The sequence below is a fragment of the Nocardioides sp. CF8 genome (assembly GCF_000389985.1).
In the GTDB taxonomy this organism is placed as follows: Bacteria; Actinomycetota; Actinomycetes; order Propionibacteriales; family Nocardioidaceae; genus Nocardioides; species Nocardioides allogilvus.
In genome coordinates, this window is the sequence record NZ_CM001852.1 from 545,927 (window position 1) to 569,184 (window position 23,258).

21 protein-coding genes and 1 pseudogene are annotated in these 23,258 nt (G+C 70.6%); 10 read left to right on the forward strand and 12 right to left on the reverse strand.

What is annotated here, in order from left to right:
* Positions 1–425: 425 nt before the first annotated feature.
* Positions 426–761, forward strand: a pseudogene (locus tag CF8_RS22880) (AAA family ATPase); the annotation flags it as partial.
* 30 nt (positions 762–791) lie between these two features.
* Positions 792–1,676, forward strand: a complete 885-nt coding sequence (locus CF8_RS02620; protein WP_232211614.1) for an ATP-binding protein — start codon at positions 792–794, stop codon at positions 1,674–1,676.
* A 200-nt stretch (positions 1,677–1,876) separates the two neighbouring features.
* On the opposite strand, the gene CF8_RS21330 is transcribed toward CF8_RS02620, so the two are convergent.
* From CF8_RS21330 to CF8_RS02645, 6 genes are all read right to left on the reverse strand, one after another.
* On the reverse strand, positions 1,877–2,074 hold the full coding sequence (locus CF8_RS21330) for a DUF255 domain-containing protein (protein ID WP_084622766.1): 198 nt from the start codon (positions 2,072–2,074) through the stop codon (positions 1,877–1,879).
* 5 nt (positions 2,075–2,079) lie between these two features.
* Entirely contained in the window at positions 2,080–2,694 is a 615-nt protein-coding gene (locus CF8_RS02625) for a flavin reductase family protein (protein ID WP_010831588.1), read from the reverse strand.
* A 19-nt stretch (positions 2,695–2,713) separates the two neighbouring features.
* A complete protein-coding gene (locus CF8_RS02630) occupies positions 2,714–3,307 on the reverse strand; it encodes an FAD synthetase family protein (protein WP_010831589.1) in 594 nt (197 codons plus the stop codon).
* Positions 3,308–3,377: 70 nt separating this feature from the next.
* The gene (locus CF8_RS02635; RefSeq protein ID WP_036490032.1) at positions 3,378–4,238 is read right to left on the reverse strand and encodes a dioxygenase family protein; all 861 of its coding nucleotides are present in this window, start codon (positions 4,236–4,238) and stop codon (positions 3,378–3,380) included.
* Between the two features lie 11 nt (positions 4,239–4,249).
* Complete coding sequence (locus CF8_RS02640; protein WP_010831591.1) at positions 4,250–5,842, reverse strand: 4-hydroxyphenylacetate 3-hydroxylase family protein; 1,593 nt, start codon at positions 5,840–5,842, stop codon at positions 4,250–4,252.
* 48 nt (positions 5,843–5,890) lie between these two features.
* Positions 5,891–6,457, reverse strand: a complete 567-nt coding sequence (locus CF8_RS02645; protein ID WP_036490033.1) for a flavin reductase family protein — start codon at positions 6,455–6,457, stop codon at positions 5,891–5,893.
* Positions 6,458–6,599: 142 nt separating this feature from the next.
* Between CF8_RS02645 and CF8_RS02650 the strand changes: the two genes are divergently transcribed.
* A complete protein-coding gene (locus CF8_RS02650) occupies positions 6,600–7,415 on the forward strand; it encodes an IclR family transcriptional regulator domain-containing protein (protein WP_010831593.1) in 816 nt (271 codons plus the stop codon).
* On the opposite strand, the gene CF8_RS02655 is transcribed toward CF8_RS02650, so the two are convergent.
* The gene (locus CF8_RS02655; RefSeq protein WP_010831594.1) at positions 7,412–8,314 is read right to left on the reverse strand and encodes a LysR substrate-binding domain-containing protein; all 903 of its coding nucleotides are present in this window, start codon (positions 8,312–8,314) and stop codon (positions 7,412–7,414) included. The two genes, CF8_RS02650 and CF8_RS02655, sit on opposite strands and share 4 nt — an antisense overlap.
* Before the next feature lie 77 nt (positions 8,315–8,391).
* On the opposite strand from CF8_RS02655, the gene CF8_RS02660 reads away from it, so the two are divergent.
* The 6 genes from CF8_RS02660 (at position 8,392) to CF8_RS02685 (ending at position 13,751) form a co-directional block, all read left to right on the forward strand.
* Positions 8,392–9,609: an acetyl-CoA C-acetyltransferase gene (locus CF8_RS02660; protein WP_010831595.1), complete on the forward strand. Its 1,218-nt coding sequence runs from the start codon at positions 8,392–8,394 to the stop codon at positions 9,607–9,609.
* Entirely contained in the window at positions 9,606–10,382 is a 777-nt protein-coding gene (pcaD, locus tag CF8_RS02665; RefSeq protein ID WP_010831596.1) for a 3-oxoadipate enol-lactonase, read from the forward strand. The genes CF8_RS02660 and pcaD overlap by 4 nt, the downstream gene beginning before the upstream one ends.
* Positions 10,379–11,158, forward strand: a complete 780-nt coding sequence (locus tag CF8_RS02670; RefSeq protein WP_010831597.1) for a CoA transferase subunit A — start codon at positions 10,379–10,381, stop codon at positions 11,156–11,158. The genes pcaD and CF8_RS02670 overlap by 4 nt, the downstream gene beginning before the upstream one ends.
* Positions 11,155–11,796 carry a CoA transferase subunit B gene (locus CF8_RS02675; RefSeq protein WP_010831598.1) on the forward strand — a complete coding sequence of 214 codons (642 nt, stop codon included), beginning with the start codon at positions 11,155–11,157 and terminating at the stop codon, positions 11,794–11,796. The genes CF8_RS02670 and CF8_RS02675 overlap by 4 nt, the downstream gene beginning before the upstream one ends.
* Before the next feature lies 1 nt (position 11,797).
* The gene (locus CF8_RS02680) at positions 11,798–12,328 is read left to right on the forward strand and encodes a nuclear transport factor 2 family protein (protein WP_010831599.1); all 531 of its coding nucleotides are present in this window, start codon (positions 11,798–11,800) and stop codon (positions 12,326–12,328) included.
* A gap of 82 nt (positions 12,329–12,410) precedes the next feature.
* The gene (locus CF8_RS02685; protein WP_010831600.1) at positions 12,411–13,751 is read left to right on the forward strand and encodes an MFS transporter; all 1,341 of its coding nucleotides are present in this window, start codon (positions 12,411–12,413) and stop codon (positions 13,749–13,751) included.
* 18 nt (positions 13,752–13,769) lie between these two features.
* Here the strand turns inward: CF8_RS02685 and CF8_RS02690 are convergent, their stop codons facing one another.
* From CF8_RS02690 to benA, 5 genes are all read right to left on the reverse strand, one after another.
* Positions 13,770–16,499: a helix-turn-helix transcriptional regulator gene (locus CF8_RS02690; RefSeq protein WP_010831601.1), complete on the reverse strand. Its 2,730-nt coding sequence runs from the start codon at positions 16,497–16,499 to the stop codon at positions 13,770–13,772.
* On the reverse strand, positions 16,496–17,836 hold the full coding sequence (locus CF8_RS02695) for an MFS transporter (protein ID WP_010831602.1): 1,341 nt from the start codon (positions 17,834–17,836) through the stop codon (positions 16,496–16,498). Before CF8_RS02695 ends, CF8_RS02690 begins: the two co-directional genes overlap by 4 nt.
* A 61-nt stretch (positions 17,837–17,897) precedes the next feature.
* A complete protein-coding gene (gene benC, locus CF8_RS02700) occupies positions 17,898–20,642 on the reverse strand; it encodes a benzoate 1,2-dioxygenase electron transfer component BenC (protein WP_036490034.1) in 2,745 nt (914 codons plus the stop codon).
* Positions 20,643–20,650: 8 nt separating this feature from the next.
* Positions 20,651–21,175 carry a benzoate 1,2-dioxygenase small subunit gene (gene benB, locus CF8_RS02705; protein WP_010831604.1) on the reverse strand — a complete coding sequence of 175 codons (525 nt, stop codon included), beginning with the start codon at positions 21,173–21,175 and terminating at the stop codon, positions 20,651–20,653.
* The gene (gene benA / locus CF8_RS02710) at positions 21,172–22,539 is read right to left on the reverse strand and encodes a benzoate 1,2-dioxygenase large subunit (protein WP_010831605.1); all 1,368 of its coding nucleotides are present in this window, start codon (positions 22,537–22,539) and stop codon (positions 21,172–21,174) included. The genes benB and benA overlap by 4 nt, the downstream gene beginning before the upstream one ends.
* A 232-nt stretch (positions 22,540–22,771) precedes the next feature.
* Between benA and CF8_RS22890 the strand changes: the two genes are divergently transcribed.
* Positions 22,772–23,258 (forward strand): LysR family transcriptional regulator (locus CF8_RS22890; RefSeq protein WP_036490035.1); only part of this gene is annotated, 487 nt, incomplete at its 3' end.

Below are 23,258 nucleotides of genomic sequence, written 5' to 3' on the forward strand. Positions count from 1 at the left end.
AGCGCTACACCACTACCTGGGACTTGACCCTCCTCAACGGCCGCACAGGCCCGCCGCCCGGAGGTTGAGGAGGGCCGAAGGAGGGGACCGTTGCCGACCTGCTCCCCCAGGCCAAGCGACGACGGCGCGCTGGCTGATCCACGGCATTCGTCCAACAGCCCGCTGGACAGGTCGCCCGCGCTGGCGCGCTCCGCGTGACTGCACCCTCTCTACCGCGCAGCCCGCCCGATCTTCCTCGTCGGCGTCAGATCTCGCGCTGTCACGAAGTTGTCGTGTTCGATGTGTTTAGCTCGCAACGCGACACCTTCTCCCGCCAGAGGCGGTGTGCCAGACTCCGCAGAAGTTCAGATTCGATCTCCGCAAAAGGTCGATCGAGCAATCCGCAAACAGTCGACTCCATCTTCCGCAAACGGTAGACTACCTGCATGGCAGGTTATCTCCAGCGCATTGCTGACCGCGAGCTCGTCGAACGACTCGGCTACATCGGAGCGGTCCTGATCGAAGGCCCAAAGGCCTGCGGTAAGACCGCGACGGCGACCCAGCACGCCGAAACTGTTATCCGCCTCGATGAGGACCAGGCAGCACGTCGCTTGATGACGCTTGCGCCGGAACGCCTCTTCGACAACCCGACGCCGATCCTGTTCGACGAGTGGCAGGTCGAGCCGGCGATCTGGAACAAGGTCCGCCGGCAGGTGGACGACCGCGAAGGCAAGGGCCTCTTCATCCTCACCGGATCGGCGACCCCGACCGACGATGCCTCGCGGCACTCCGGAGCCGGGCGCTTCTCAGTGATGAAGATGCGCCCCATGAGCCTCTTCGAATCCGGGCACTCGAACGGCGAGATGTCGCTGGCCAAGCTCATCGCGGGCGATCGGCAGACAGGCCTCGGCACCCACCTCACGTTCGACGAACTCCTCAAGCGCATCGTGATCGGCGGTTGGCCAGAACTCATCGACGCCGACGAAACCGGTGCCCGACGCTGGCTGCGCGACTACCTCACCAACATCGTCGAGGTCGACATCCAGAAGCTCGGCTCCCGTCGTGACCCCTCCAACCTCCGTCGGCTCCTGGAGTCACTCGGGCGATCCGTCGCACAGGCCACGAAGGCCGTCGAGCTCGCGAAAGACGTCGGCGGCGAAGACGGGCCCATCGCCAAGGAAACTCTGACCGCCTATCTCACGGCCCTGGAGCGACTCCACCTTCTCGACAACTCCCCCGCCTGGCTGCCCCACATGCGCTCCCGTGCCCGACTGCGCACCGCGCCAGTCCGCTACTTCATCGACCCGTCGCTCGGGCCCGCCGCCCTCGGACTCGGCACCAGTGACCTCAGGCATGACTTCAACGGACTGGGACTCCACTACGAAGCCCTTGTCATCCGTGACCTTCGGATCTATGCCCAGCCTCTCGACGCGCGCGTCGAATCCTGGCGAGACGCCGATGGCCACGAGGTCGACGCGATCGTCAGCGTCGGACCCAACAAGTGGGGAGCCTTCGAGGTCAAACTCAGTCCGGATGCCGTCGACGATGCGGCGGCAGCCCTACTTCGGTTCAAGGCTAAGGTGGATACGTCGCGGCATGGCGAGCCCGCCTGTCTTGGCGTCATCACCAGCACCGGAGCGGGTGGCCTCCGGGAGGACGGCGTCCATGTCATACCGATCGGCTGTCTCGGACCGTGACGTCATCGAAGACAGGTCCTAGAATCATGGGCGAAGACCCCGAAACGATCACTGGCCACGGGCCACATCGCCGGGGTTTCGCCGTGCCACTGGGTGACCAGTGATGGGGGCCAAGTGATGCACGAAGCCCCGAAATCGGTGTCAAACGGCGATCCGCGGCGAACCAACGCGAACCGAAATAGGGCGCCTGACCTGCGGTTTTATGATTTCAGACCAAATCCGGAGCGCACCGTTCTTGACGTGGCATGGCAGGCGGCGTACCCGACGCTCAGCAGGATCGGCACGTTGCGGCGACGCGCCTCCTCGAACGCCTCCGGGCTCCACTCCCACCAGTCGACCGGGTTGTCGGCATGTTGGAGCAGGTACGGCGATGTGGCGACGGCGAGACGGTTGGACATGCTCCCTACGTTACGGACCCTGCCGGCCCGGCGGGGCGGTCGAGCTTGAACACCTCGGGCGGGTGGCCCCACTCGTTGCGACCGAGACGCGACACCGGCCGCAGTTCGGCGATGTCCGGGAGCCCGTCGGCGGCGAGAGCGGTGTCCAGGACGGTGACCGCGAGCACGGCGCCGAGCACGACCGTCGAGTCGCCGAGCTCGATCATGGAGTGGAGCCGGCACTCGATGGACGCGGGGGCGTCGGCGACGCGCGGCACCGACACCCGCACGCTGGGTTCGAGCCGGACGCCGAGTGCCTCCGCCTCGTCCACCAGGGGGTCGAAGCGGGCACTGGACGCGTTGATCGAGTCGACCATCGGCGCTGAGGCGAGGTTGACGACGAACTCCCCGGTCTCACGCACGTTGCGCAGCGTGTCCTTGTCGCCCACCGAGGTGAACTGCACGATCGGCGGGTCCGCGGCGGCGACCGTGAAGAAGGAGTGCGGCGCGAGGTTGCCGACCCCGGTGGCCGAGCGGCTGGAGATCCAGGCGATCGGCCGCGGCACGACGGTGGCCGTGAGCAGCGGATAGATCCGGACGTCGGGATCGTCGGCGGCGAAGACTGTGCGGTCGTGGGTCATGGGGCCACCGTAGGCATCCTCAGGTCCGCGCCAGCACGCGTCGGTCGTCACGACCGAGCAGCTCGCGGGCACCCGCGACGTCGCCGCAGGCCAGCCGGCGTCGGACCTCCGTGGAGGAGCAGCGCTGACCGGCGGCCTCGACCAGGTCCACCGCCTCGACGCCGAAGCCGTGGCTGCGCCCGAGCTCGGTGAGCCGAGCCACGTCGCCCTCTCCTCCCCGACCGCACCGGAAGTTGTCGCCCACGACGAGCTGCCGGACCTCCAGCGCCGCCACGAGCCCGTCGGCCACGAAGTCCGCCGCGGGCTGGACGGACAGCTCGATCGTGAAGGGCAGGACGACGACCGTGTCGATCCCGAGCGACAGCGCGTGGGCCACCCGGTCGTCGACGGACATCAGCTGACGGGGAGCCGCACCGGGTGCGAGGACGTTCAACGGGTGCGGGCTGAAGGTGACCAGCACCGCTGGGACACCCAGCCGGCGGGCGTGCCCGACGGTGCGGCGTACGAGCGCCTCGTGACCGCGGTGGAAGCCGTCGAAGACGCCGACGGTGACGGCCGAGCCAGTGGTGAAGGTGCCGGCAGGGGGCCAGCCGAGGAAGGCGGGGAGGGACATGAGGGACTCCGGACGGTGGAGACCCGGTGGCCGGCGCGATGAGGAGATCACCGGCCACCGGGACGTTGGGTCAGGCCTCGGGCTGGGGCTCCAGCTCGAAGTCGTAGGTGCTGCGGCGGGTGCCCGTGCCGTCGTCCTGCGGGTCGATGACCAGCTCGGGCTTGACCGCCTCGGCGACGTCGGAGTCGAGCCACTCGCCACCGGCGAAGTAGAGCTGGGTCGTGATCGGCCGATGCCCGTCGGCACGCACCTGGATGTGCAGGTGCGCCGGGCGCCACGGGTGCCAGCCGGCCGCCTCGATCAGCTGACCGGTGGGACCGTCGTGCGGGATCTGGTACGGCGCCGGCTGGATCGTGTCGATCTCGAACCGGCCCTCCGCGTTGGTCACGACGACGCCGCGCAGGTTGCCGTCGGGCACGTGCGGGGCGAAGCCCGAGTAGTAGCCGTCGGCGTCGGCCTGCCATAGGTCGACCTCGGCCCCGGCCAGCGGGGTGCCGGCGACGTCGCGCACCTGCCCGGCCAGCACGAGCGGGGTGCCCTGCTCGTCGTCGCGGCGCGGGAGCCGGCAGCTCGAGGAGAGCCTGGCCTGGCCGGGCAGGTAGTAGGGGCCGAGGATCGAGCCCTTGGTGCCCTGCTGGGACTGCGCGACCTGCTCCTCCACGGCGTGCTCGACGAACACGTCCATGAACAGCGGCCACTCTCCGCCGTCGCCGACCCTCATCAGCCACGCCTTGGCGGCCTGGAACTCGGGGTAGGAGACGTCGTGGTCCTTGATGGCACCGTGGACTCCCTGGAGGACGGCGGTCACGATCGCGGCCACGCGCTCCGGCGGGGTGTCGGCGATGTCGAGGCTCGCGGCCGAGGCCTTGAAGCTCTCGCTGGCGTTGGCGCCCGAGCCGGCGGCTGTCGGTGATTGCTGGGTGGCGGTCATCGGTGACTCCATCACTTCCGGTTGAGGATGACGCTGACGTCGGTCGGGTTGACCAGGTCGGGGACGGTCCAGCCGTCGAGGTCGTACTCACCGAGGAAGGAGTCGGCGAAGCCGGTCATCTTCTCGACCTCGCCCTGCGCCTCGGAGGCGAAGAGGATCTCGGCCTTCACGTTCTCGTGGTTGCCCGAGTAGTTGCGCTCGTAGAGCTCGTGACGGCCACCGAACTCGGTGCCGACGGCGTCCCACAGCGCCTTCATCAGCTTGACCCGGTCGACGGCGTCGATGCCGTTGGAGCCGCGGACGTACTTGTCGAGGTAGGGGCGGATCTCCGGGGTCTTGAAGTCCACGGCGTTGGAGTTGAGGTAGATCAGCCCGGACGCCACGTCCTGCATGATGATCTCCTTGACCCGGGGGTACATCTCGATCATCAGCTGGCGGTAGACCATGCCGTAGTCGAGCTTGGGCAGCGCCATGCCGCCGGGTCCCTGGTCAGGGTTGGCTGCCATCGCGTCGGCCAGGGCGCGGAAGGTGTTGCGGTAGCCGATGACCTCACCGACGCGGGTCTGCACTCCGCGGAAGTCCTTGGTGCCGGTCGCCTCGAGCGCCTTGAGCAGCAGGCCGGCGATGAACTCCAGCTTGGTGGCCAGCCGGATGCAGCCGTGGAACGTGAAGCGGTGGAAGAAGCCGGTCTGCATGGCGAAGCCGTTGATCTTCTCGGTGTCGCCGTAGACGAAGATGTTCTCCCAGGGCACGAGCACCTTGTCGAAGACGAAGATGGTGTCGTTCTCGTCCATCCGGCTCGAGAGCGGGTAGTCGAACGGGCTGCCGATGGTGTCGGCCTGCATGCCGTAGGACGGGCGACAGATCAGCTTCACGCCGGGAGCGTCCATCGGGACCGTGCACACCAGGGCGTACTCCTTCTTCTTGATCGGGAGCCCGTAGTGCGCGATGAAGTTGTAGTTGGTGATCGCCGAACCGGTGGCGACGACCTTGGCGCCGGAGACGATCACCCCGGCATCGGTCTCCTTCTCGACCTTCATGAAGACGTCGCCCACCTCGTCCGGCGGCAGGTTGCGGTCGACCGGCGGGTTGATGATCGCGTGGTTCCAGTAGAGGACCTTCTCCTGGCTCTCCTTGTACCAGCGCTTGGCGTTCTCCTCGTACGGCGCATAGAACTCCGGGTAGCCGCCGAGCGTGCCGAGGAAGCTGCCCTTGTAGTCGGGGGAACGACCCATCCAACCCCAGGTCTGGCGCGACCAGTGCTCGATCGCCTTGCGGTCGGCCTGCAGGTCCTCGGTGGTCTTCGGGGTCTTGAAGAACGGGTGCGTCCAGCCGCCGCTGCCGGTGTCGGTCGGCACCCACAGGTCCTTCTTCAGCTGCTCGTCGTGGAGCGAGTTGTAGAGCCGGGCGGTCATCCGGATCGGGTTGCGGAAGGCCGGGTGCTCGGTGACGTCCTTGACCCGCTCGCCGTAGATCCAGATCTCGCGGTCGTCCTTCAGACTGTCGATGTACTCGTCACCGGTCATCGGCGCCGTGGTGGGGATGATGCTGGTCGCCTCGGGAGCCTGCAGCTCGTCCTCGGCGCGGTCCTCGATCTGGGTCATGGCGTTCTACTCCTTGGTGGGTGGGAAACGGGTGTGCGGGTGGGCCACTCAGCGGTGGGCGGCCTCGGGCAGCGGGCGGAAGCTCTCGGCGTCGAACCAGCCGCTGGTCGGGCAGTCGAGCGACCCACCCCAGTGGAGGCCGGGCGCCTGGTCGTGCCTCGGGCTGAGGTAGCGGAACTGGCCGCCGTGGAACAACAACGGGTCGCGGTTCGTGATCTCGACGACCTGGACCTCACCGATGACGATGAGGTGGTCGCCGCCGTCGTAGGTCCGCCAGGGCCGGCACGAGATCGTCGTGGCGGCGCCTTCGAGCAAGGGGGCGGTCGGACCCTCGATCCACCCGGGCGTCCGGTCGGCTGGCCGCCCGGCGAAGTGCCAGGCGACGTCGAGCTGGTCGGCTGCCAGGACGTTGATGGCGAACGACTTTCCCTTCAGGTACTCGCACGCCTTCGCGTTGCGAGCCAGGGTCACCTGGGCCAGTGGCGGGTCCAACGAGACGGCCGTGAACGCGTTGACGGTCGCGCCGTGCGGCTCGTCCTCCTCGTTGGCGCAGGTCACCACGGTCACTCCCGTGGCGAACTGGCCGAACGCATTGCGCAGTTCTCTCGGGTCCATCCGGTCCACCTCCTCTGGTACGTTCTGCGTACAACTTGTACGCGGTGCGTACTGAAGACTGTGGTTGCCGTCACATCGGAAGTCAACGGGTGGCGTGGCCCGGATTCGTACGCGTCTGGTATCGACTGATTCGGGGGCCGACATGGGCGAAGGTTCTGAGCGGGACATCATCACGAGCATCGAGCGCGGTTTCTCCGTGCTCCTCGCCTTCGACGCCGACCTGCCCGAGCCGACGGCCGCGGAGCTGGCCGCGGCGACCGGGCTCTCCCGTCCGGCGATCCGGCGCATCCTGCTGACGCTGCAGAAGCTCGGCTACGTCGCACCGGTGGGACCCCGCTGGACACTGACGCCGCGCGTGCTCACCATCGGGCAGCACTACGCCGCCACCCACGGCATCGTGGAGGTGGCGCAGCCGCACCTGATGCGGGTCGCCGAGCGCACCGGCGAGTCCGCCTCACTGGCCCAGCTCGACGGCATCGACGTCGTCTACGTCGCCCGCGTCCACCTCCGTCGCGTCCTCAGCCTCAACGTCGACGTCGGCACCAGGCTCCCGGCGCATGCCACCTCGATGGGCCGGGTGCTGGCGGCTCACGCCGACGCGTCAGTCGTGGACCGCATCATCGAGGACGGGCTGCCCCGGCTGACCGATCGGACCATCACCGACCCGATCGAGTTCCGGGACCGCCTGCACGACGTGCGCCGTGACGGCTACGCGATCGTGGACAGCGAGCTCGAGGTCGGCTTCCTGTCCGCCGCGGTCCCGGTCCGTGATGCCACCGGCGCGGTGGTCGCAGCACTCGCCTATTCGACCGCCCGCGGGCTGCACACCCTCGGCGACATCGCGAGGGACGTGGTGCCCGTGCTCCAGGAGGTCGCGGACGACATCGGTCGCGACCTGGCCGAGCTCCCCGACCACGCACGCCGGGTGCGCCTCAGCGCCCGCACCAGCTTCTCCTAGGCGGGCTCGGCCGCGACCTGACGGCGCAGCACACGCAGCGTCCGCGCCAGCAGCGCCGACTCGTCATCCGCCCGGGTGGCAGCCACCAGCTCCATGCGCGCGCGGCTGACGAGCGGCCGGTAGACCGCGCCGGCCACGACGAGCTCGGACACGGGTTCGGGCACGATCGCCACCCCGAGCGCGGCCGCCACGAAGGTGACCAGGGTCGAGGTCTCGGCGACCTCGTGGCGGATCGCCGGCTCGAACCCCGCGTCGCGGCACAGCGTCGACACGGCGTCGTACATCGCGGAGCGCCCGTGCCCGGAGTGGACGATCAGGTCCTCGTCGCGAAGGTCCGCCACGCGCACCTTGCTGCGGCCGGCCAGCCGGTGTCCCTCAGGCAGCGCGACGACGTACCTCTCCTCCCTCAGCGGACTCACCGTCACGCGGGTGTCCTCGGACAGCTCCTGGAAGGGACGCAGCAACGCCAGGTCGATGGACCCGTCGCGCAGGGCGTCGAGCTGGTCGGGGCTGAGCATCTCGCCGCGGAACGCGAAGTCGACTCCGGGCATCCGCTCGCGCAGCGCGCGGGCGAGCGCGGGCAGCAGGGAGTAGGTCGCCGACCCCACGCAGCCGATCACCAGGCGTCCTTCCAACCCGCTGCCGATCCGTACCGCCTCGTCGCCGGCCGCATCGACGGACTGCAGGATCGCCCTCACCCGGACCAGGTAGGCCTCCCCCGCCGGCGTCAGGTCGACGCGGCGGGTGGTGCGGCTCAGCAGCGTCACGCCGAGCTCGTCCTCGAGCTGCCTGATCTGCTGGGACAGCGGGGGCTGCGCCATGTGCAGCTTGGCCGCGGCGCGGCCGAAGTGCTTCTCCTCGGCGACGGCCTGGAAGTAGCGCAGGTGACGGAGCTCCATCGATCCAGACTCCCACAGTCTTGATCGAAGCGAAATGGATACTTCTCAATATTGGTCACAGTGTCTACGGTCGATCCATGCCCGACATCGTGATCTGCGAACCCATCCGCACCCCCGTCGGTCGGTACGGCGGAGCGCTCTCCTCGCTCAGTGCCGTCGACCTCGCCTCGACCACCCTGGCCGAGCTGGTCCGACGCACCGGGCTGACGGAGGGCGACGTCGACGACGTGATCCTCGGGAACTGCTACCCCAGCGGCGAGAACCCGGCCATCGGCCGGATCGCCGCCCTCGACGCCGGCCTCGGCACCGGCGTCCCCGGCCTCCAGCTCGACCGCCGCTGCGGCTCCGGCCTGCAGGCCGTCCTGTACGCCGCCTCGCAGATCGCCAGCTGCACCGGCAGCGTCATCGTGGCCGGCGGCGTCGAGTCGATGTCCAACGTCGAGCACTACGCCCTCGGCCTCCGCACGGGCGTCCGCAGTGGCGGCGTCGAGCTGATGGACCGCCTCGTCCGCGCTCGCGAGACGGCCGGCGGCAAGGACCACCCCGTCCCCGGCGGGATGCTCGAGACGGCCGAGAACCTGCGCCGGGACTACGCCATCTCCCGCGAGGAGCAGGACGAGTTCTCCGTGCGCTCCCAGCAGCGCGCCGGCGCCGCGCACGACGCTGGCAAGTTCGCCGACGAGCTGGTCTCGGTCACCGTGCCGGGAAGCCGCGGCAAGCCCGACGTCGTGGTCGACCGCGACGAGCACCCGCGCCCGGACACCACGCTCGAGCAGCTGGCCGCCCTGCGACCCGTCCGCCAGAAGGTCGACGCCGAGTCGACCGTGACGGCCGGCAACGCGAGCGGCCAGAACGACGGTGCCGCCATGTGCGTGGTCACCACCCGCGAGGAGGCCGAGCGGCGCGGACTGCGGCCCCTGCTCGCCCTGAGGTCCTGGGCAGTCGCCGGTGTCGGCCCCGAGGTGATGGGCATCGGTCCGGTCCCCGCGACCGCCGCGGCCCTGGAGCGCGCGGGCCTGACGCTCGACGAGATCGACGTGATCGAGCTCAACGAGGCCTTCGCCGCCCAGGTGCTCGCCTGCCTGCGCGAGTGGAAGGTCGACGCGACCGACGACCGCCTCAACCCCAACGGCTCCGGGATCTCGCTCGGCCACCCCGTCGGCGCCACCGGCGGCCGCATCCTGGCCACCCTCGCCCACGAGATGCAGCGTCGCGAGTCGCGCTACGGCCTCGAGACGATGTGCATCGGCGGCGGCCAGGGCCTCGCCGCGATCTTCGAGCGGGTCGCCTCATGACTGCCGTCGCCCTCCACCACGTCGTCACCGGCCCCGAGGGCGCACCGGTCGTGGTCCTGTCCAACTCCCTCGGCTCGACCATGAGCATGTGGGACGCCCAGGCCGACGCCCTCGCCGAGCACTTCCGCGTGGTCCGCTACGACACGCGCGGTCACGGCGGCTCGCCGGTCCCGGCCGGCCCCTACGACATCGACGACCTCGCCGACGACGTCGTGGCCCTGCTCGACACCTTGGGCGTCGAGCGGGCGCACTTCGTCGGGCTCTCGCTCGGCGGGATGACCGGCATGCGCCTGGCCGCGCGCAACCCCGAGCGAGTGGACCGGCTGGTCGTGCTCTGCACGGGAGCACACCTGACCCCGTCCAGCGCCTGGCACGACCGCGCCGCCACCGTCCGCACCCACGGGTCCGGGTCCGTCGCAGAGGCCGTGGTTGCCCGCTGGTTCACGCCCGCGTTCCTGGAGGCTGACGCCGACACCAAGGCGGCCTACGAGGCGACCGTTGCGGCCACCCCGGCCGAGGGCTATGCCTCCTGCTGCGAGGTCATCGCCACGATGGACCTGCGCGCCGACCTGCCGACCATCTCCGCTCCGACGCTCGCGATCGCGGGCGCCGACGACCCGGCCACCCCGCCGCCGTTGCTCGCTGCCATCGCCGACGGTGTGCAGGACGGCCAGCTCCTCGTCGTACCCCACGCAGCGCACCTCGCCAACGCCGAGCAACCGGCGACCGTCACCCCCGCGATCATCGCCCACCTGACCGGAGCAACCCCATGAGCCTCGACAAGGTCGTCCCGTCCGCCGCGGACGCGGTCGCCGACATCCGCCCCGGATCCAGCCTGGCCGTCGGCGGCTTCGGCCTCGTCGGCATCCCGTGGTCACTGATCTCGGCCCTGCTGGAGCAGGGGGCCGACGACCTCACCGTCGTGTCCAACAACTGCGGCGTCGATGGCGCCGGACTGGGCCTGCTCCTCGAGCAGGGGCGGATCACCCGCGTGGTCGCGTCCTACGTCGGGGAGAACAAGGAGTTCGCCCGGCAGTACCTCGCCGGCGAGCTGACCGTCGAGCTCACGCCGCAGGGCACGCTCGCCGAGCGGATGCGCGCCGGCGGAGCCGGGATCGGCGCGTTCTTCACGCCGACCGGCGTCGGCACGATGGTCGCCGAAGGTGGCCTGCCCTGGCGCTACCACCCCGACGGCACGGTGGCGCTGGCCTCGGAGCCCAAGGAGGTGCGCACCTTCGGTGGCACCGAGATGGTGCTCGAGGAGTCGATCGTCACCGACGTCGCGCTGGTGCGAGCCGCGAAGGTCGACCGCGCCGGCAACTGCGTCTTCCACGCCTCGGCACGCAACTTCAACCTGCCCGCCGCCATGGCCGGGCGCCTCACCGTCGTCGAGGCCGAGCAGGTCGTCGAGATCGGTGAGATCGGCCCGGACGAGGTCCACCTGCCCGGTGTGTTCGTGCAGCGCGTGGTCGAGCTGACCCCCGAGCAGGCCCACGCCAAGGACATCGAGAAGCGCACCACCCGCCCCCGTGAGGAGATCTCAGCATGAGCTGGACACGCGACGAGATGGCCGCCCGCGCGGCGCTCGAGCTGCACGACGGGGAGTACGTCAACCTCGGCATCGGCCTGCCGACGATGATCCCGGGACACCTGCCCGCGGACTCGACGGTCACCCTGCACGCCGAGAACGGCATCCTCGGCGTCGGGCCGTTCCCCTACGACGACGAGGTCGACCCCGACCTGATCAACGCCGGCAAGCAGACCGTCACGGTGCTGCCCAGCGCCTCCTTCTTCGACTCCTCGCTCAGCTTCGCGATGATCCGCGGCGGCCACATCGACACCGCCGTCCTCGGCGGCATGCAGGTCGCCGCCAACGGCGACCTGGCGAACTGGATGGTGCCCGGCTCGATGGTCAAGGGCATGGGCGGCGCCATGGACCTGGTCAGCGGCGCGCGGCGCGTGATCGTGCTGATGGAGCACACCACCAAGACCGGGGCACCCAAGCTGCTCGAGGCGTGCGACCTGCCACTGACCGGACGAGGCGTCGTCTCGCGCGTCATCACCGACCTCGGCGTCCTCGACGTCGCCGGCGACGGCTTCGACCTCGTCGAGCTCGCACCGGGCGTGACCGTCGAGGAGATCTCCGAGAAGACCGGCGCCCCGGTCCGTGTGCCCGTCGGGGTCTGACGTGACCGACGACCTGGACCTCGCCGCCCGCGTCCGCCGGCTCGAGGACCTGCACGAGATCGGGCAGCTGCGCGCGCACTACTGCCAGGCCCTCGACGACGGCCGGTGGGACGACCTCGTCGAGCTCTTCACCCCTGACGGGGCGTTCGTCGGTCTGTCGACCGCACGCGGCCACGACGAGCTGCGCACGTTCTTCGCCGAGCTCCAGGAGGGCCCGCTCTCCGCGTGGTGGCACTTCTCGGCGAACGAGACGATCGACCTCGTGGGCGAACCCGCCCACGCCGCGACCGGACAGACGTGGCTCGACCAGCCCTGCGTCGTCGACGGTCGCGCCCACGTCGCCGCCGGCCGCTACACCGACCGGATGGCCCGCTGCGACGACGGTCGGTGGCGCTTCGAGGAGCGCCGCGTGACGTTCTTCTACTGGGTGGCCGGTGACGAGGACTGGGCCCCGGGTCGCTTCGGCTGGGCTCCCGCGCGTGCTGCCGCCGACCCCCGCACCCTCGAACGATCCGCCGCCCCGCGCGGCTGACCCCGCCCGCTCCACCCCGGCGCCACGCGTGCGTGCCGCCGTGCTGACCCCTGCCCATCGCCGTACCCCCGGAGGAACACCCATGTCGCACGAGACCCTGACCCCGAACCCGCCGTCCCCGCCCGGCCAGGAGGTGGCCGACCGCGGAACCCTCACCCGCGTCTGCACCGCGGTCCTGCTCGGCTCGGCCCTGGAGTGGTACGACTACTTCCTGTACGGCGCCGCGGCGGCACTCGTCTTCGGCCAGGTCTTCTTCCCGAGTGCCGACGAGTCGACCTCCCTGCTGCTCTCGCTGGCGACGTTCGGCGTCGGCTTCGTGGCCCGCCCGATCGGCGCGATGGTCTTCGGGCACATCGGCGACAAGCACGGCCGCCGGCCCGCCCTCATCGCCACGCTGATGCTGATGGGGCTGTCCACCACCGCGATGGCCCTCATCCCGTCCCACGCCAGCATCGGCATGGCGGCCCCGATCCTGCTCGTCGTGCTGCGCCTGCTCCAGGGCATGGGCTCGGGCGCCGAGTACAGCGGCGCCTCGGTCTATGCCGTGGAGTACGCCCCGCCCGGACGGCGCGGCCTGTTCGGCTCGTTCTCCGCTGCCGGCGTCTACCTCGGCCTGGTCCTCTCGTCCGGTGCCCTGCTCATCACGACCTCCCTCACGACCGACGCCCAGTTCGCGTCGTGGGGCTGGCGGCTGCCGTTCCTGGCCAGCCTGCTGCTGATCTTCCTGGGCCTGTGGATCCGGCTGCGCCTCGAGGAGACCCCGGCGTTCGAGCACGTCGCCGAGGAGTCCGCTCCGGCCAAGGCCCCGCTGCTCACCCTGGTCCGCACGCAGTGGCGCAGCATGCTGCTCGTCATGGGCCTGGTCGCCGCGCCCCTGTCGTTCAGCCACCTCTACCAGGTCTTCGCGCTGTCCTACATGGCTGACGCAGGCTACGACCGCGTCACCGGCACCACCGGGCTGCTGATCGCCGGCCTGGTCGTGATGATCACGGCCCCGCTCGCCGGCATCGCCTCCGACCGCTTCGGTCGCCGCCCGGTGCTGCTGGTCGGTGCCGTGTACGCCGCCGCGTTCGCCTTCCCCTTCTTCGCCCTCGTCGACACGGGGCGACCGGGGCTGGCGATGCTCGCCCTCGCCCTGGCCCAGGGCGGCAGTGTCGGCATCATGTTCGGCGTCCAGGGCGTGATCCTCTCCGAGCTGTTCAGCACCGCGAGCCGCTACAGCGGTGCGGCCGTGAGCCGGGAGTTCGCCGCGATCATCTTCGGTGGCTTCGCGCCGCTCATCGCGGTCAGCCTCGCCGCCGCCGGAGGCGGTGCGTCCTGGCCGGTGGGCATCTACGTCGTCGTGCTGGCCAGCATCACGTTCGTGTCGGCGTTCTTCGCGCCGGAGACCTACCGGACCGGCCTCACGGACTCGCGCCGCTGAGCCCCGCGGCGGTCGCGCTCACGACGGGTCGGGATCCTTCGCCCCCCGCAGTGCTGCGAGCTCACCGCGGGAACGGATCCCGAGCTTCGAGTAGATGCGCGTGAGGTGGTACTGCACGGTCTTGGTGGAGACGAAGAGCTCGGTCGCCACGGCCCGGTTGGTCATGCCCCGGGCGACCAGCTCGGTCACGAGCTCCTCCTGCGGGGTCAGCGTCTCGGGCCGGCGGTCGGCCGGGGCCGGGCGCGTCGCATGGACGCCGCCGGCACGCAGCTCGCGGTCGCAGCGTTCGACGTACGTCGTCGCACCGAGGCTGTCGTAGAGCTCGCGCGCGGCGTGCAGGACCTCGTCGGCGTCGCGCCGCTTGCCGGCGCGACGCAGCGTCTGTCCCCAGGCGAAGTGGACCCGGGCGCGGTCGTAGCGCAGCGGCAGGTCGGCCAGGAGGTCCGCGGACTCCTCGAAGGCGAGGCGCGCGGCAGGCAGGTCACCGGTGGCACCGAGCAGACGCGCCCGGGCATAGCCGAGCCTGGCCCGGGCCGAGCGGTGACCGCGCTCGGCGGCGAGCTGCTCGTGGGGTCGCAGGAAGGCGTCGGCCTCCTCGTGGTGGCCCTCCACCACGAGGGCGTTCGCATAGACGTCGACCCAGGGCCACGCCCCGGGCTCGTCGATGCCGTCCCCGGCCCACGGCTGGCGCAAGGGCTCGAGCGCACGCAGCACGCCGGCGTAGTCGGCCCGCGCCTCGGCCACGCTCGCGCGGGCGAGGCCGGACGCGACGCGCATGATCTCGTAGTCGCGCGGCCCTGCGTCCGCGGCGCGGACCGCGTGCTCGGCTCGCTCCCACTCGCCGCGCAGGGCGTGGACCTGGGCGAGGGTCCAGGCCATGAGGGGCTGGACCAGGCGCATGCCGGTGCGCTCCGCCAGCAGGTTGCCCCGCTCGGCCGTCTGCAGGGCGTCGTCCCAGTCGCCGCTGACGAACTGGGCGCGCGCCAGCCAGGCGTGGGCCCACAGCGAGATCCGGGTCGAGCCGCCGAGGAAGTCGGTCGACGTCGCCGAGGCCAGGGCAGCCCTCGCTTCGTCGACCTCGTCGAGGGCGAGGTGCAGCCAGCCCCGTCCCATGGCCACGCGCTGCGCCTGGGCGCCGTGCCCGACCGCCTCCGAGAGCCGGACGTAGTCGGCCAGGGCCTCGGGACCGTGTCCGGTGGCCGCAACACCCAGCCCCCGGATAGCGGCGGCCTCCACAGCGACGGGCGAGCCCGCCGGAGCGAGCTCGAGCGCCCGGTCGGCCCAGTGCACCAGGTCCGCTCCGCGGCAGCGGGCCAGGCTGTGCAGCACCCGGCGTTGGCAGATCTGGGCGGCGGTGCCCGGGTCACGCTCGACGTTGACAAGGTCCCAGGCGCGCTCCAACCGGTTCTCCGCCTCCCCCGGACGACCACGCACGATGGCGAGGTAGCCGAGGGCCGCGTTGCGCAGCGGGGTCTCGCGCAGGCTCTCCACCTCGGCCACGGCGGCCGCGGCACGGGCCGTGTCGCCGGATCCGACGAGCGCGTCGAACGAACGCGACAGCCGGTCCGCGCGGAGGTTGGCCTCGGTCGTCATCCGCGACGAGGCCGCGAGCAGCTCCGCGACGGCCGCCCACTCACCGGTCCGGGCACGCTCGCGCGCCAGCGCCTCGAGCTCGTCGGCGAGGCGGGCGTCGGGCAACGGCGTGGCAGCCACGAGGTGGGAGAGCCTGGCGACGGGATCGTCGACGAGCTCCGCCGCGGCGCCGTGCAGGTCGGCCAGCCGGGTCCGCCCCAGCGAGCCGAGCACCGCGGCCGCCACCATGGGATCGGCGGGTTGCACCACGGTCACGGCGTGCACGGAGCTGACCGTGACCAGCCCGGCGCCCACGATCTCGTCCACCGCCGGAAGCGGGTCGACGAGCCCGGTCAGCGACGCTGCGAGCGCGATCGGGGCGCGGCCGATGACTGCCACCGCCTCCGTCAGCCGGCGTGCCGGGTCGCTCAACGCGCCCAGCGTGGCCGCGACGTCCGCCGCCAGCGTTTCGGGGGCGGGAAGGACCGGGTCGTAGTCGTTCCAGAACTCCGCGGGGAGCTCCGAGAGCAGCGCCAGCACGGCGCCCGGCGTGCCACCGGTGAAGCGGCACAGGCGGTCCGCGAGCGTCAGGTGCAGGGCGGTCCCGCGACCGGCGGCCAGGGACTGGACCGCGGCCGCGTCCAGGGGGCCCAGGTCGACCCGGTCGTCCACCCGATCGAGCACCGCCGTGGTCTCGCGCGACTCCTCGCGCCCGTCGGCCCGTCGCCGTACGCCCCGGGTGACCGCGAGGACCACGAGCAGCCGCGCGCTCGGGTGGTGTCGCACGGCGCTCGACAACGCCTGCACGGACTCCGGGTCGCTCCACGAGGCGTCGTCGACGACCAGGAGTGTGGTCTCGCTCCCTGCCAGTCCGGCCACGACGGACGCGGCACCGAGCGTGTCCGTCTCCCCCACGGGCTCGCCGAGCAGCTGGGCCAGCACGCCGTTCGCGACGTCCTGCTCCCACGGGACAGCCCTCGCCTGCCGGCACTGCCCACCCGCTGCCACGTGATCGGCGGCCAGCCTGCGCACGAGGGCACTGGTGCCGATGCCGCTCGGCCCGCTCACCACGACCAGGCCCGGGCCGAGCTCACCGACCTGCAGCAGGCGCTGCCGCAGGACGGTGAGCTCGGAGTCGCGGGCGACCAGCACGGGTGCGGTGAAGGCCTCGGTCACGCAGCCACGGTAGTCCTGTCGGTCGTCGTCGACGGCGCTGCGACACGAGAGCTTGCGTGGGCCGGTCGGGGCACGAGCAGGGTCACCAGGGCACCGAGGAGCGAGATGCCGGCGAAGAGCTGGAAGGCCGTCGAGCCGCCCACGCCCGCTCCGACGAGCACGCCGCCGATGATCGGGCCGACGATCCCGCCCAGGCGACCGAAGCCGGCGCACCAGGCGACGCCCGCGGCGCGAGCGGTGGTCGGGTAGTAGTTGGAGACCAGCCCGTAGATCAGCACCTGGGTGCCGATGGTGCCGACACCGGCCAGGGCCACCGCCAGGAAGAGGAAGCCTGCCGGCATCGACAGCGGCAGCACGGCGAGCGACAGCGCGGCCAGCACGAAGGTGGAGGCGACGACACGCTTGGCGCCGACCCGGTCCGCGACGTACGACGCCAACAGGCCGCCGAAGATGGCCGCCAGGTTGAGGACGAGCAGGAAGGTCAGCGACGAGTTCTTGCCGAAGCCCTGCTCCCCCATGATCTGCGGGAGCCACGTGTTGAGGCCGTAGGTCAGCAGCAGGCCGGCGAAGCTCATGAGACCGAGCAGGGCCGTCGGGAAGGCATAGCGGCGGCTGACGAGGGCCGGGAAGCCGACCTTGTCCTCGACGACGGGCTCCGCGGCGGGGACGGGGATGCCGGTGCGGGCGGAGACTGCCTCGGCCTCGGCGAAGCGGCCGCGCGCCACCAGCCACTTGGGCGACTCGGGGAGGAAGCGGAGCGCCAGCGGCAGGAGCAGGACGATCGGCAGGGCGCCCACCCAGAACAGGCCACGCCACCCCAGGGTGTCGCCGAAGGTGATCGCCGTCAGCGCGGCCAGCACACCGCCGGCGGGCACGCCGCTGTAGACGATGGCGTTGTAGCGGTTGCGCTGGCCGGCCGGGGCGAACTCGGCGACCATGGCGCCGACGGTCGCGACGAGGGCCCCGACGCCGATGCCGGTGAGGAACCGAAACAGACCGAAGGTGGCCACGGAGTGGGTGGTGGCGGTGATGGCCATCCCGATCGAGAACCACGCGAGGTTCACCAGCATCACCTTGCGCCGACCGATCCGGTCACCGACGGCGCCGGCGACCAGGGCCCCCACCAGCACACCGACGAGGGCATAGCTGCCGAGCCTGCCGGCCTGCGCCGGCGTGAGGGCACCCAGCTGGTCGGGGTCGGACAGCAGGACGGGGACCACCGTGCCGTAGACGACGAGGTCGTAGCCGTCGAAGACCAGGGCGGCCGCGGACAGGAAGACGACCCAGCCGAGGCTGCGGCGACGTCGCTTCTCGAGATCGTGCGGAGTTGAGGGCATGACGGTTTCTCCCAAGGGTGGGTGTGGTGGTGCGGGGGTTGGGGTGGTGCGCGGGCGTGGGTCAGCCCGGGTCACCGCCGGCGACCGGGAGGACGGTGCCGGTGATGTAGGAGGCTTCCTCGCTGGCGAGGAAGGTGATCGCGGCGGCCTGCTCGTCGAGCGAGCCGTAGCGACGCATCGGGGAGTGCGCGAGCGTCTGGTCGATGTGGGCCTGGAACCACGCGCGCTGCTGCTCGTCCTGCGGCACCGGCGTGCCCCGTGAGACGCGACGCGGGGGTGCTTCGGTCCCGCCGGGCGCGGTGGCCACGACCCGGATGCCGGCATCGGCATACTCCAGCGCCAGCGATGCGGTGATCGCGTTGATCCCGCCCTTCGCTGCCGAGTAGGGGATGCGGTGGATCCCGCGGGTGGCCGCCGACGACACGTTGACGATGACGCCGGACCCGCGCGCCACCATGTCGGGGAGCACGGCACGGCAGGAGAACAGCGTCGTCATCAGCGAGCGCTGGACCTCGGCACTGATCTCGACGTCGGTGAACTCGGTGAAGGGCTTGAAGTTGATCGCGCCGCCGACGTTGTTGACCAGCACGTCGACCCGGCCGAAGCGGGCCAGGGCCTGCTCGACCACCGCCGACGCACCGTCGTAGGCCTCCAGGTCGGCGACCACCGCGAGGGCCCCGGATCCGGTGACGGCGAGCTGTTCCGCCAGCTCGTGCACGATCTCGGACCGGTCGGCCAGCACCAGACGGCCGCCCTCGTCGCTGATCCGCCGGGCGACGGCCTCACCGATGCCCTGGGCGGCACCGGTCACGACGACGACCTGGCCGGCGAACCTGCCGGGAGTCGTGAAGCGCGGCCGCTCGGCGCGGCGACCCTCGTCCATGGCGCGCCGCATCGTCGTCTTCGACCTGTCGGCGTGCTCGGTGACCAGGACCCGAGCCGCGGCCCGGTCGCCGCGTTCGACGGCGTCCACGATGTCGAGGTGGTCCTGCGCGCACCGGGGATCGCACCAGGTCGCGGTGCGCAGCACGTCCTCCATCCGGCCCTTCACACCGAGCGCCTGGTAGGCGCGGAGCAGGTGCTCGTTGCGGGTCAGGGTGAAGAGGTAGTCGTGGAAGGCCGCGTTGGTCTCGGTGTAGGCCGCGGCGTCGACGAAGCGGTCGCCGTCGACGTACGGCACACAACCCTCGGCGAGCAGGCGGTAGCCCGCGACCTGCTGGGAGCTGATCCGGCCGAGCACCAGGTCCAGCGCGCCGAGCTCGAGCGCCATCCGCGCCTCGAAGATCGCGTCCGAGGCGTGCAGGGACGGGTGCTCCTCCCCGATCTCGTAGCCGTCGGACGAGGGCTCGACGCTGGCAGTGACTGCGTGCTCGACCAGCGGCTCCAGCGTGCGGGCGGCGAAGGTCTCCTGGCCGGCGACGGAACGGGCAGCTGCTGCCGGGATCAGGTCGCCCTCGGCGTACGGCGCAGGCGACCCGGCGCCCGCACCCTCTCCTCGCGACGGGAAGACGGACCGGCCGGCCACCGTGCGGGCGGCGCCGGCGGTGGCCACGGGGTCCAGCGGCGTACCACCGCGCAGCGGCGCCACCTCGCGGGCCGCGAAGACCGTCTGCCCCGTGACCGTGCGGGCGCCGGCTCCGGCGACCGGCGCGGGCGGTGCGTCAGCAACCGTCTCCACGGCTGGAACGGTTGCTGAGCCACCGCTCGTCGGCGCGGGCGGTGCCTCGGCAACCTCTTCCGCGACCTCGACGGTTGCAGGGTCACCGCCCGTGGGAGCGGCGGGCGTGATCGGTGCGGTCCCGGACAGCGCGAACTTCTCGTAGTAGAACCCGGTGGGCACGACACCCTCGTCGGCGAAGTGCTGGCGGACCGACTCGACCATCGGCGGCGGGCCACAGAGGTAGACCGCGACGTCGCCGCCATGCAGGTGCTCGGGGCGGATGAGGCTCGTGACGTAGCCCTGGTTGGCCGCGGTGGTCGCCGGGTCGGAGACGCAGTGGTCCCACGTGAAGCCCGGAAGGGCGTCGGTGAGCTCCGCCAGCTGCTCGAGCTCGACGAGGTCGTCGTCGGTGCCCACGCCGTAGACGAGGTGCGCGGGGCGGGTGCTGCCGCAGTCGCGCATCTTGCGCAGGATCGCCAAGATCGGGGCCAGGCCGGTGCCGCCCGCGAGCAGCAGCAGCGGCCGGGTCGACTCGCGCAGGAAGAAGCTGCCGTTGGGACCGGTGAAGGTGACCTCGTCACCGATGGCCGCCTGCCCGGAGAGCCAGGTCGACATCACGCCGCCCGGGGTGAGCTTCACGAGGAAGCCGAGGGACTTGTCGTCCGGACCCGTGCTGAAGGAGTAGGAGCGGCTCTCGCCGGTCCCCGGCACCTCGATGTTGACGTACTGCCCCGGCAGGAAGGCGAGCCGGTCGCGCTCAGGGATCTCCACCGTGACCGACATGGTCGAGGGCGACAGCCGTTCGAGCCCGGTGATGGTCGCGGTGTACGTCGCTGCGCGGGTCTTGGCCACCTCGGACGTGCTGGCGATCTGGAGGACCAGGTCGGAGCGCGGCTTCATGCTGCACGGCAGCACGAGGCCGGCTGCTGCCTCGTCGGCGGTCAAGGCGTCCTCGATGTAGGCGCCGCCGTCGTAGTCGCCCGACTCACACTGCGCCTTGCAGGTGCCGCAGGCGCCGTCACGGCAGTCGAGCGGGATGTTGATGCGAGCGCGGTACGAAGCGTCCGCGACCGTCTGGTCCTCCGCACAGGTGATGAAGCGGGTGACTCCGTCCTCGAAGGCGAGGGCGACCTGGTGGGTAGTCATCACGGACCTCAGAAGTGATAGACGTCGACGACGTGGTGGATGTAGTCGTTCTTCAGCACCACGGTCTTGCGCCGGATCAGCGGGCTCTCGCCGGAGAAGTCGATCGTGTAGAAGGACGTCCCGTAGTACGGGTCGATCGTCTTGTAGCGGAAGTACATGGTGTGCCAGTTGAAGCGCACGTCCACGAGGTCACCTCGGCGCTCGATCACCTCGACGTTGCTGATGTTGTGGCTGGTCCGCGGCTCCGGCATCGAGGTGGCGCTCGAGCGCTCGGTGCGGATGCGGAAGACGCGGTCCTCGAGGCCACCCTTGTTCGGGTAGTAGATGAGCGAGATGTCGGTCTGCGGGTCCTCGACGAGCTCGTCGTCGTCACCCCACGCAGGCATCCAGTACTCGCAGTCGTCGGCGTAGCACTCGAGCCACGTCTCGAACTCGCGGTCGTCGAGGAAGCGGGCCTCGCGGTAGAGGAACTGCTCGATGTCGTTCTGCGTGATCAGCCGGTTGCCGGCCGGGGCGTCGGTCGTGGTGCTCATGCCGTGGCCTCCGTTCCGTTCTCGCGAGCCACCGCGGCGCGCATCGTGTCGAGCCAGTAGCCGTGCTGGACCGGGTAGAGCCCCTCGTCCTCGTTCTTGAGGCCGGCGGAGATGACGCCCGGCATGTCCAGGGCGAGGGCGACCTCGTCGGGACCGGTCAGCCAATGCTCGGCACCGCGGCTCATGTCGTTCCAGGGCGCCTTGGTGGCCTGGAAGGTGAGCTGGCAGGAGCGGAACTCCTCCAGGTCGTCGGGGGTGGCCATGCCGGAGGCGTTGAAGAAGTCCTCGTACTGCCGGATCCGCCACGAACGCGACTCGGCGCTCTCGCCCTTGGGGGCGATGCAATAGATGGTGACCTCGGTCTGGTCCGGCGAGATCGGGCGGAAGTGCCTGATCTGCGTCGAGAACTGGTCCATCAGGTACACGTTCGGGTAGACGCACAAGTTGCGGCTGCCCTTGACCATGAACTCGCCCTTGGCGTCACCGAACTTCTCCTTGAGCGTCTCCATCTGGTCCCAGAGCGGTCGGTCCTCGGGGTTGCCGGCCCACGTCCACAGGCACAGGTGCCCGTTGGGGTAGGACCAGTAGCCGCCCCCGGACTTGCCCCAGCTGCCGGCATCGAGGGTCTTGGTGGTGTTGGCCGAGTCGCCCGTGTCGCGTCGTGATGTCGTGGCGGCGTAGTTCCAGTGCGTGGCGGTGACGTGGTAGCCGTCGGCGCCGTTCTCGGCCTGCACCTTCCAGTTGCCGTCATAGGTGTACGTCGAGGAGCCGCGCAGCACCTCGAGCCCGTCGGGTGACTGGTCGACCAACATGTCGATGACCTTGGTGCTGTCGCCGAGGTGCTCGGCCAGCGAGGAGACGTCGTCGTTGATGCTGCCGAAGAGGAAGCCCCGGTAGTTCTCGAAACGGGGCACCTTGGTCATGTTGTGCGAGCCGTTGACGTCGAACGTCGCCGGATAGCCGGCTCCCTCGGGGTCCTTGACCTTGAGCAGCGTGCCGTCGTTGCGGAACGTCCAGCCGTGGAACGGGCAGGTGAGCGTCGTCCGGTTGTCGGTCTTCTTGCGACAGATCATCGCGCCGCGGTGGGCGCAGGCGTTGATCAGCAGGTTGAGCTCGCCGTCCTGGCTGCGGGTGATCACCACCGGCTGCCGGCCCATGTAGGTGGTGAAGTAGTCGCCGGGGTTGGGGACCTGGCTCTCGTGGGCGAGGTAGATCCAGTTGCCCTCGAAGATGTTCTTCATCTCGAACTCGAAGATCTCCTCGTCGGTGAAGATCCGGCGGTTGGCGCGATAGACGCCGCTGTGGCGGTCGTCGACCACGGCGTCGGCGAGCACCGATTCCACGTGGGAGAGCGTCTCGGTCATGGGTTCCTCCAGCGATCGTGCGGGTGTCCTGCGGTCGTTCGAATGACCGTCGCACGGCGTGGCGGGCGTCACACGAGCCGAAGCCCTAGGTCTGACCTAGGTACCTATTGATCGGCGTGACCTATCAATAGAGCCGAAATGCGTCCTTGTGCTGGCCCAATATTGAGACCTACCGTGAACCAATCGCCGCACGTGAGCGGCGTCACGACCAGTCGAGCAGGAGGAGGCACCCATGGAGCTGCGGCACCTGCGCTACTTCGCCGCGGTGGCGGACACCCGCCACTTCGGCCGCGCCGCCGAGCGGCTGCACATGGCCCAGCCGGCCCTCTCGCAGTCGATCCGCCAGCTCGAGGCCGAGCTCGGCACCCCGCTGTTCGTCCGCACGACCCGTCAGGTGCGGCTCACGCCGGCCGGCGAGTTCCTGCAGGTCGAGGTCGCCCGCATCCTCGAGGCCGTCGAGGCCAGCGTCCGCGGCGTACGGCGCATCGCGGACGGCCGACAGGGGCTGGTCCGCATGGCCTTCACCGGCAGCGCGGCGCACACCCAGCTCCCGCGGATGGCGCGCGTCGTCAAGCGTGAGCTGCCGGGAATGGCGCTGGAGATCCATGCCGACCTGCTGACCCCGGCCCAGGTCCACGGGCTCACCGACGGCAGCCTCGACGTGGGGGTGCTGCGCCCCCCGATGTCCGGGGACGGCCTGGAAACTCGCACCATCGCCT

Excerpts from the sequence above, each read along its gene's own strand:
- CF8_RS02625 (WP_010831588.1), bottom strand. The coding sequence starts at position 2,694 with ATGACCCACGACCGCACAGTCTTCGCCGCCGACGATCCCGACGTCCGG.
- pcaD (WP_010831596.1), top strand. The coding sequence starts at position 9,606 with ATGACTGCCGTCGCCCTCCACCACGTCGTCACCGGCCCCGAGGGCGCA.
- CF8_RS02670 (WP_010831597.1), top strand. The coding sequence starts at position 10,379 with ATGAGCCTCGACAAGGTCGTCCCGTCCGCCGCGGACGCGGTCGCCGAC.
- CF8_RS02620 (WP_232211614.1), top strand. The coding sequence starts at position 792 with ATGAAGATGCGCCCCATGAGCCTCTTCGAATCCGGGCACTCGAACGGC.
- CF8_RS02640 (WP_010831591.1), bottom strand. The coding sequence starts at position 5,842 with ATGACCCAGATCGAGGACCGCGCCGAGGACGAGCTGCAGGCTCCCGAG.
- benC (WP_036490034.1), bottom strand. The coding sequence starts at position 20,642 with ATGACTACCCACCAGGTCGCCCTCGCCTTCGAGGACGGAGTCACCCGC.
- CF8_RS02655 (WP_010831594.1), bottom strand. The coding sequence starts at position 8,314 with ATGGAGCTCCGTCACCTGCGCTACTTCCAGGCCGTCGCCGAGGAGAAG.
- CF8_RS02660 (WP_010831595.1), top strand. The coding sequence starts at position 8,392 with ATGCCCGACATCGTGATCTGCGAACCCATCCGCACCCCCGTCGGTCGG.
- CF8_RS02675 (WP_010831598.1), top strand. The coding sequence starts at position 11,155 with ATGAGCTGGACACGCGACGAGATGGCCGCCCGCGCGGCGCTCGAGCTG.
- benA (WP_010831605.1), bottom strand. The coding sequence starts at position 22,539 with ATGACCGAGACGCTCTCCCACGTGGAATCGGTGCTCGCCGACGCCGTG.
- CF8_RS02685 (WP_010831600.1), top strand. The coding sequence starts at position 12,411 with ATGTCGCACGAGACCCTGACCCCGAACCCGCCGTCCCCGCCCGGCCAG.
- CF8_RS02630 (WP_010831589.1), bottom strand. The coding sequence starts at position 3,307 with ATGTCCCTCCCCGCCTTCCTCGGCTGGCCCCCTGCCGGCACCTTCACC.
- CF8_RS02695 (WP_010831602.1), bottom strand. The coding sequence starts at position 17,836 with ATGCCCTCAACTCCGCACGATCTCGAGAAGCGACGTCGCCGCAGCCTC.
- benB (WP_010831604.1), bottom strand. The coding sequence starts at position 21,175 with ATGAGCACCACGACCGACGCCCCGGCCGGCAACCGGCTGATCACGCAG.
- CF8_RS02645 (WP_036490033.1), bottom strand. The coding sequence starts at position 6,457 with ATGGACCCGAGAGAACTGCGCAATGCGTTCGGCCAGTTCGCCACGGGA.
- CF8_RS02635 (WP_036490032.1), bottom strand. The coding sequence starts at position 4,238 with ATGACCGCCACCCAGCAATCACCGACAGCCGCCGGCTCGGGCGCCAAC.
- CF8_RS21330 (WP_084622766.1), bottom strand. The coding sequence starts at position 2,074 with ATGTCCAACCGTCTCGCCGTCGCCACATCGCCGTACCTGCTCCAACAT.
- CF8_RS02650 (WP_010831593.1), top strand. The coding sequence starts at position 6,600 with ATGGGCGAAGGTTCTGAGCGGGACATCATCACGAGCATCGAGCGCGGT.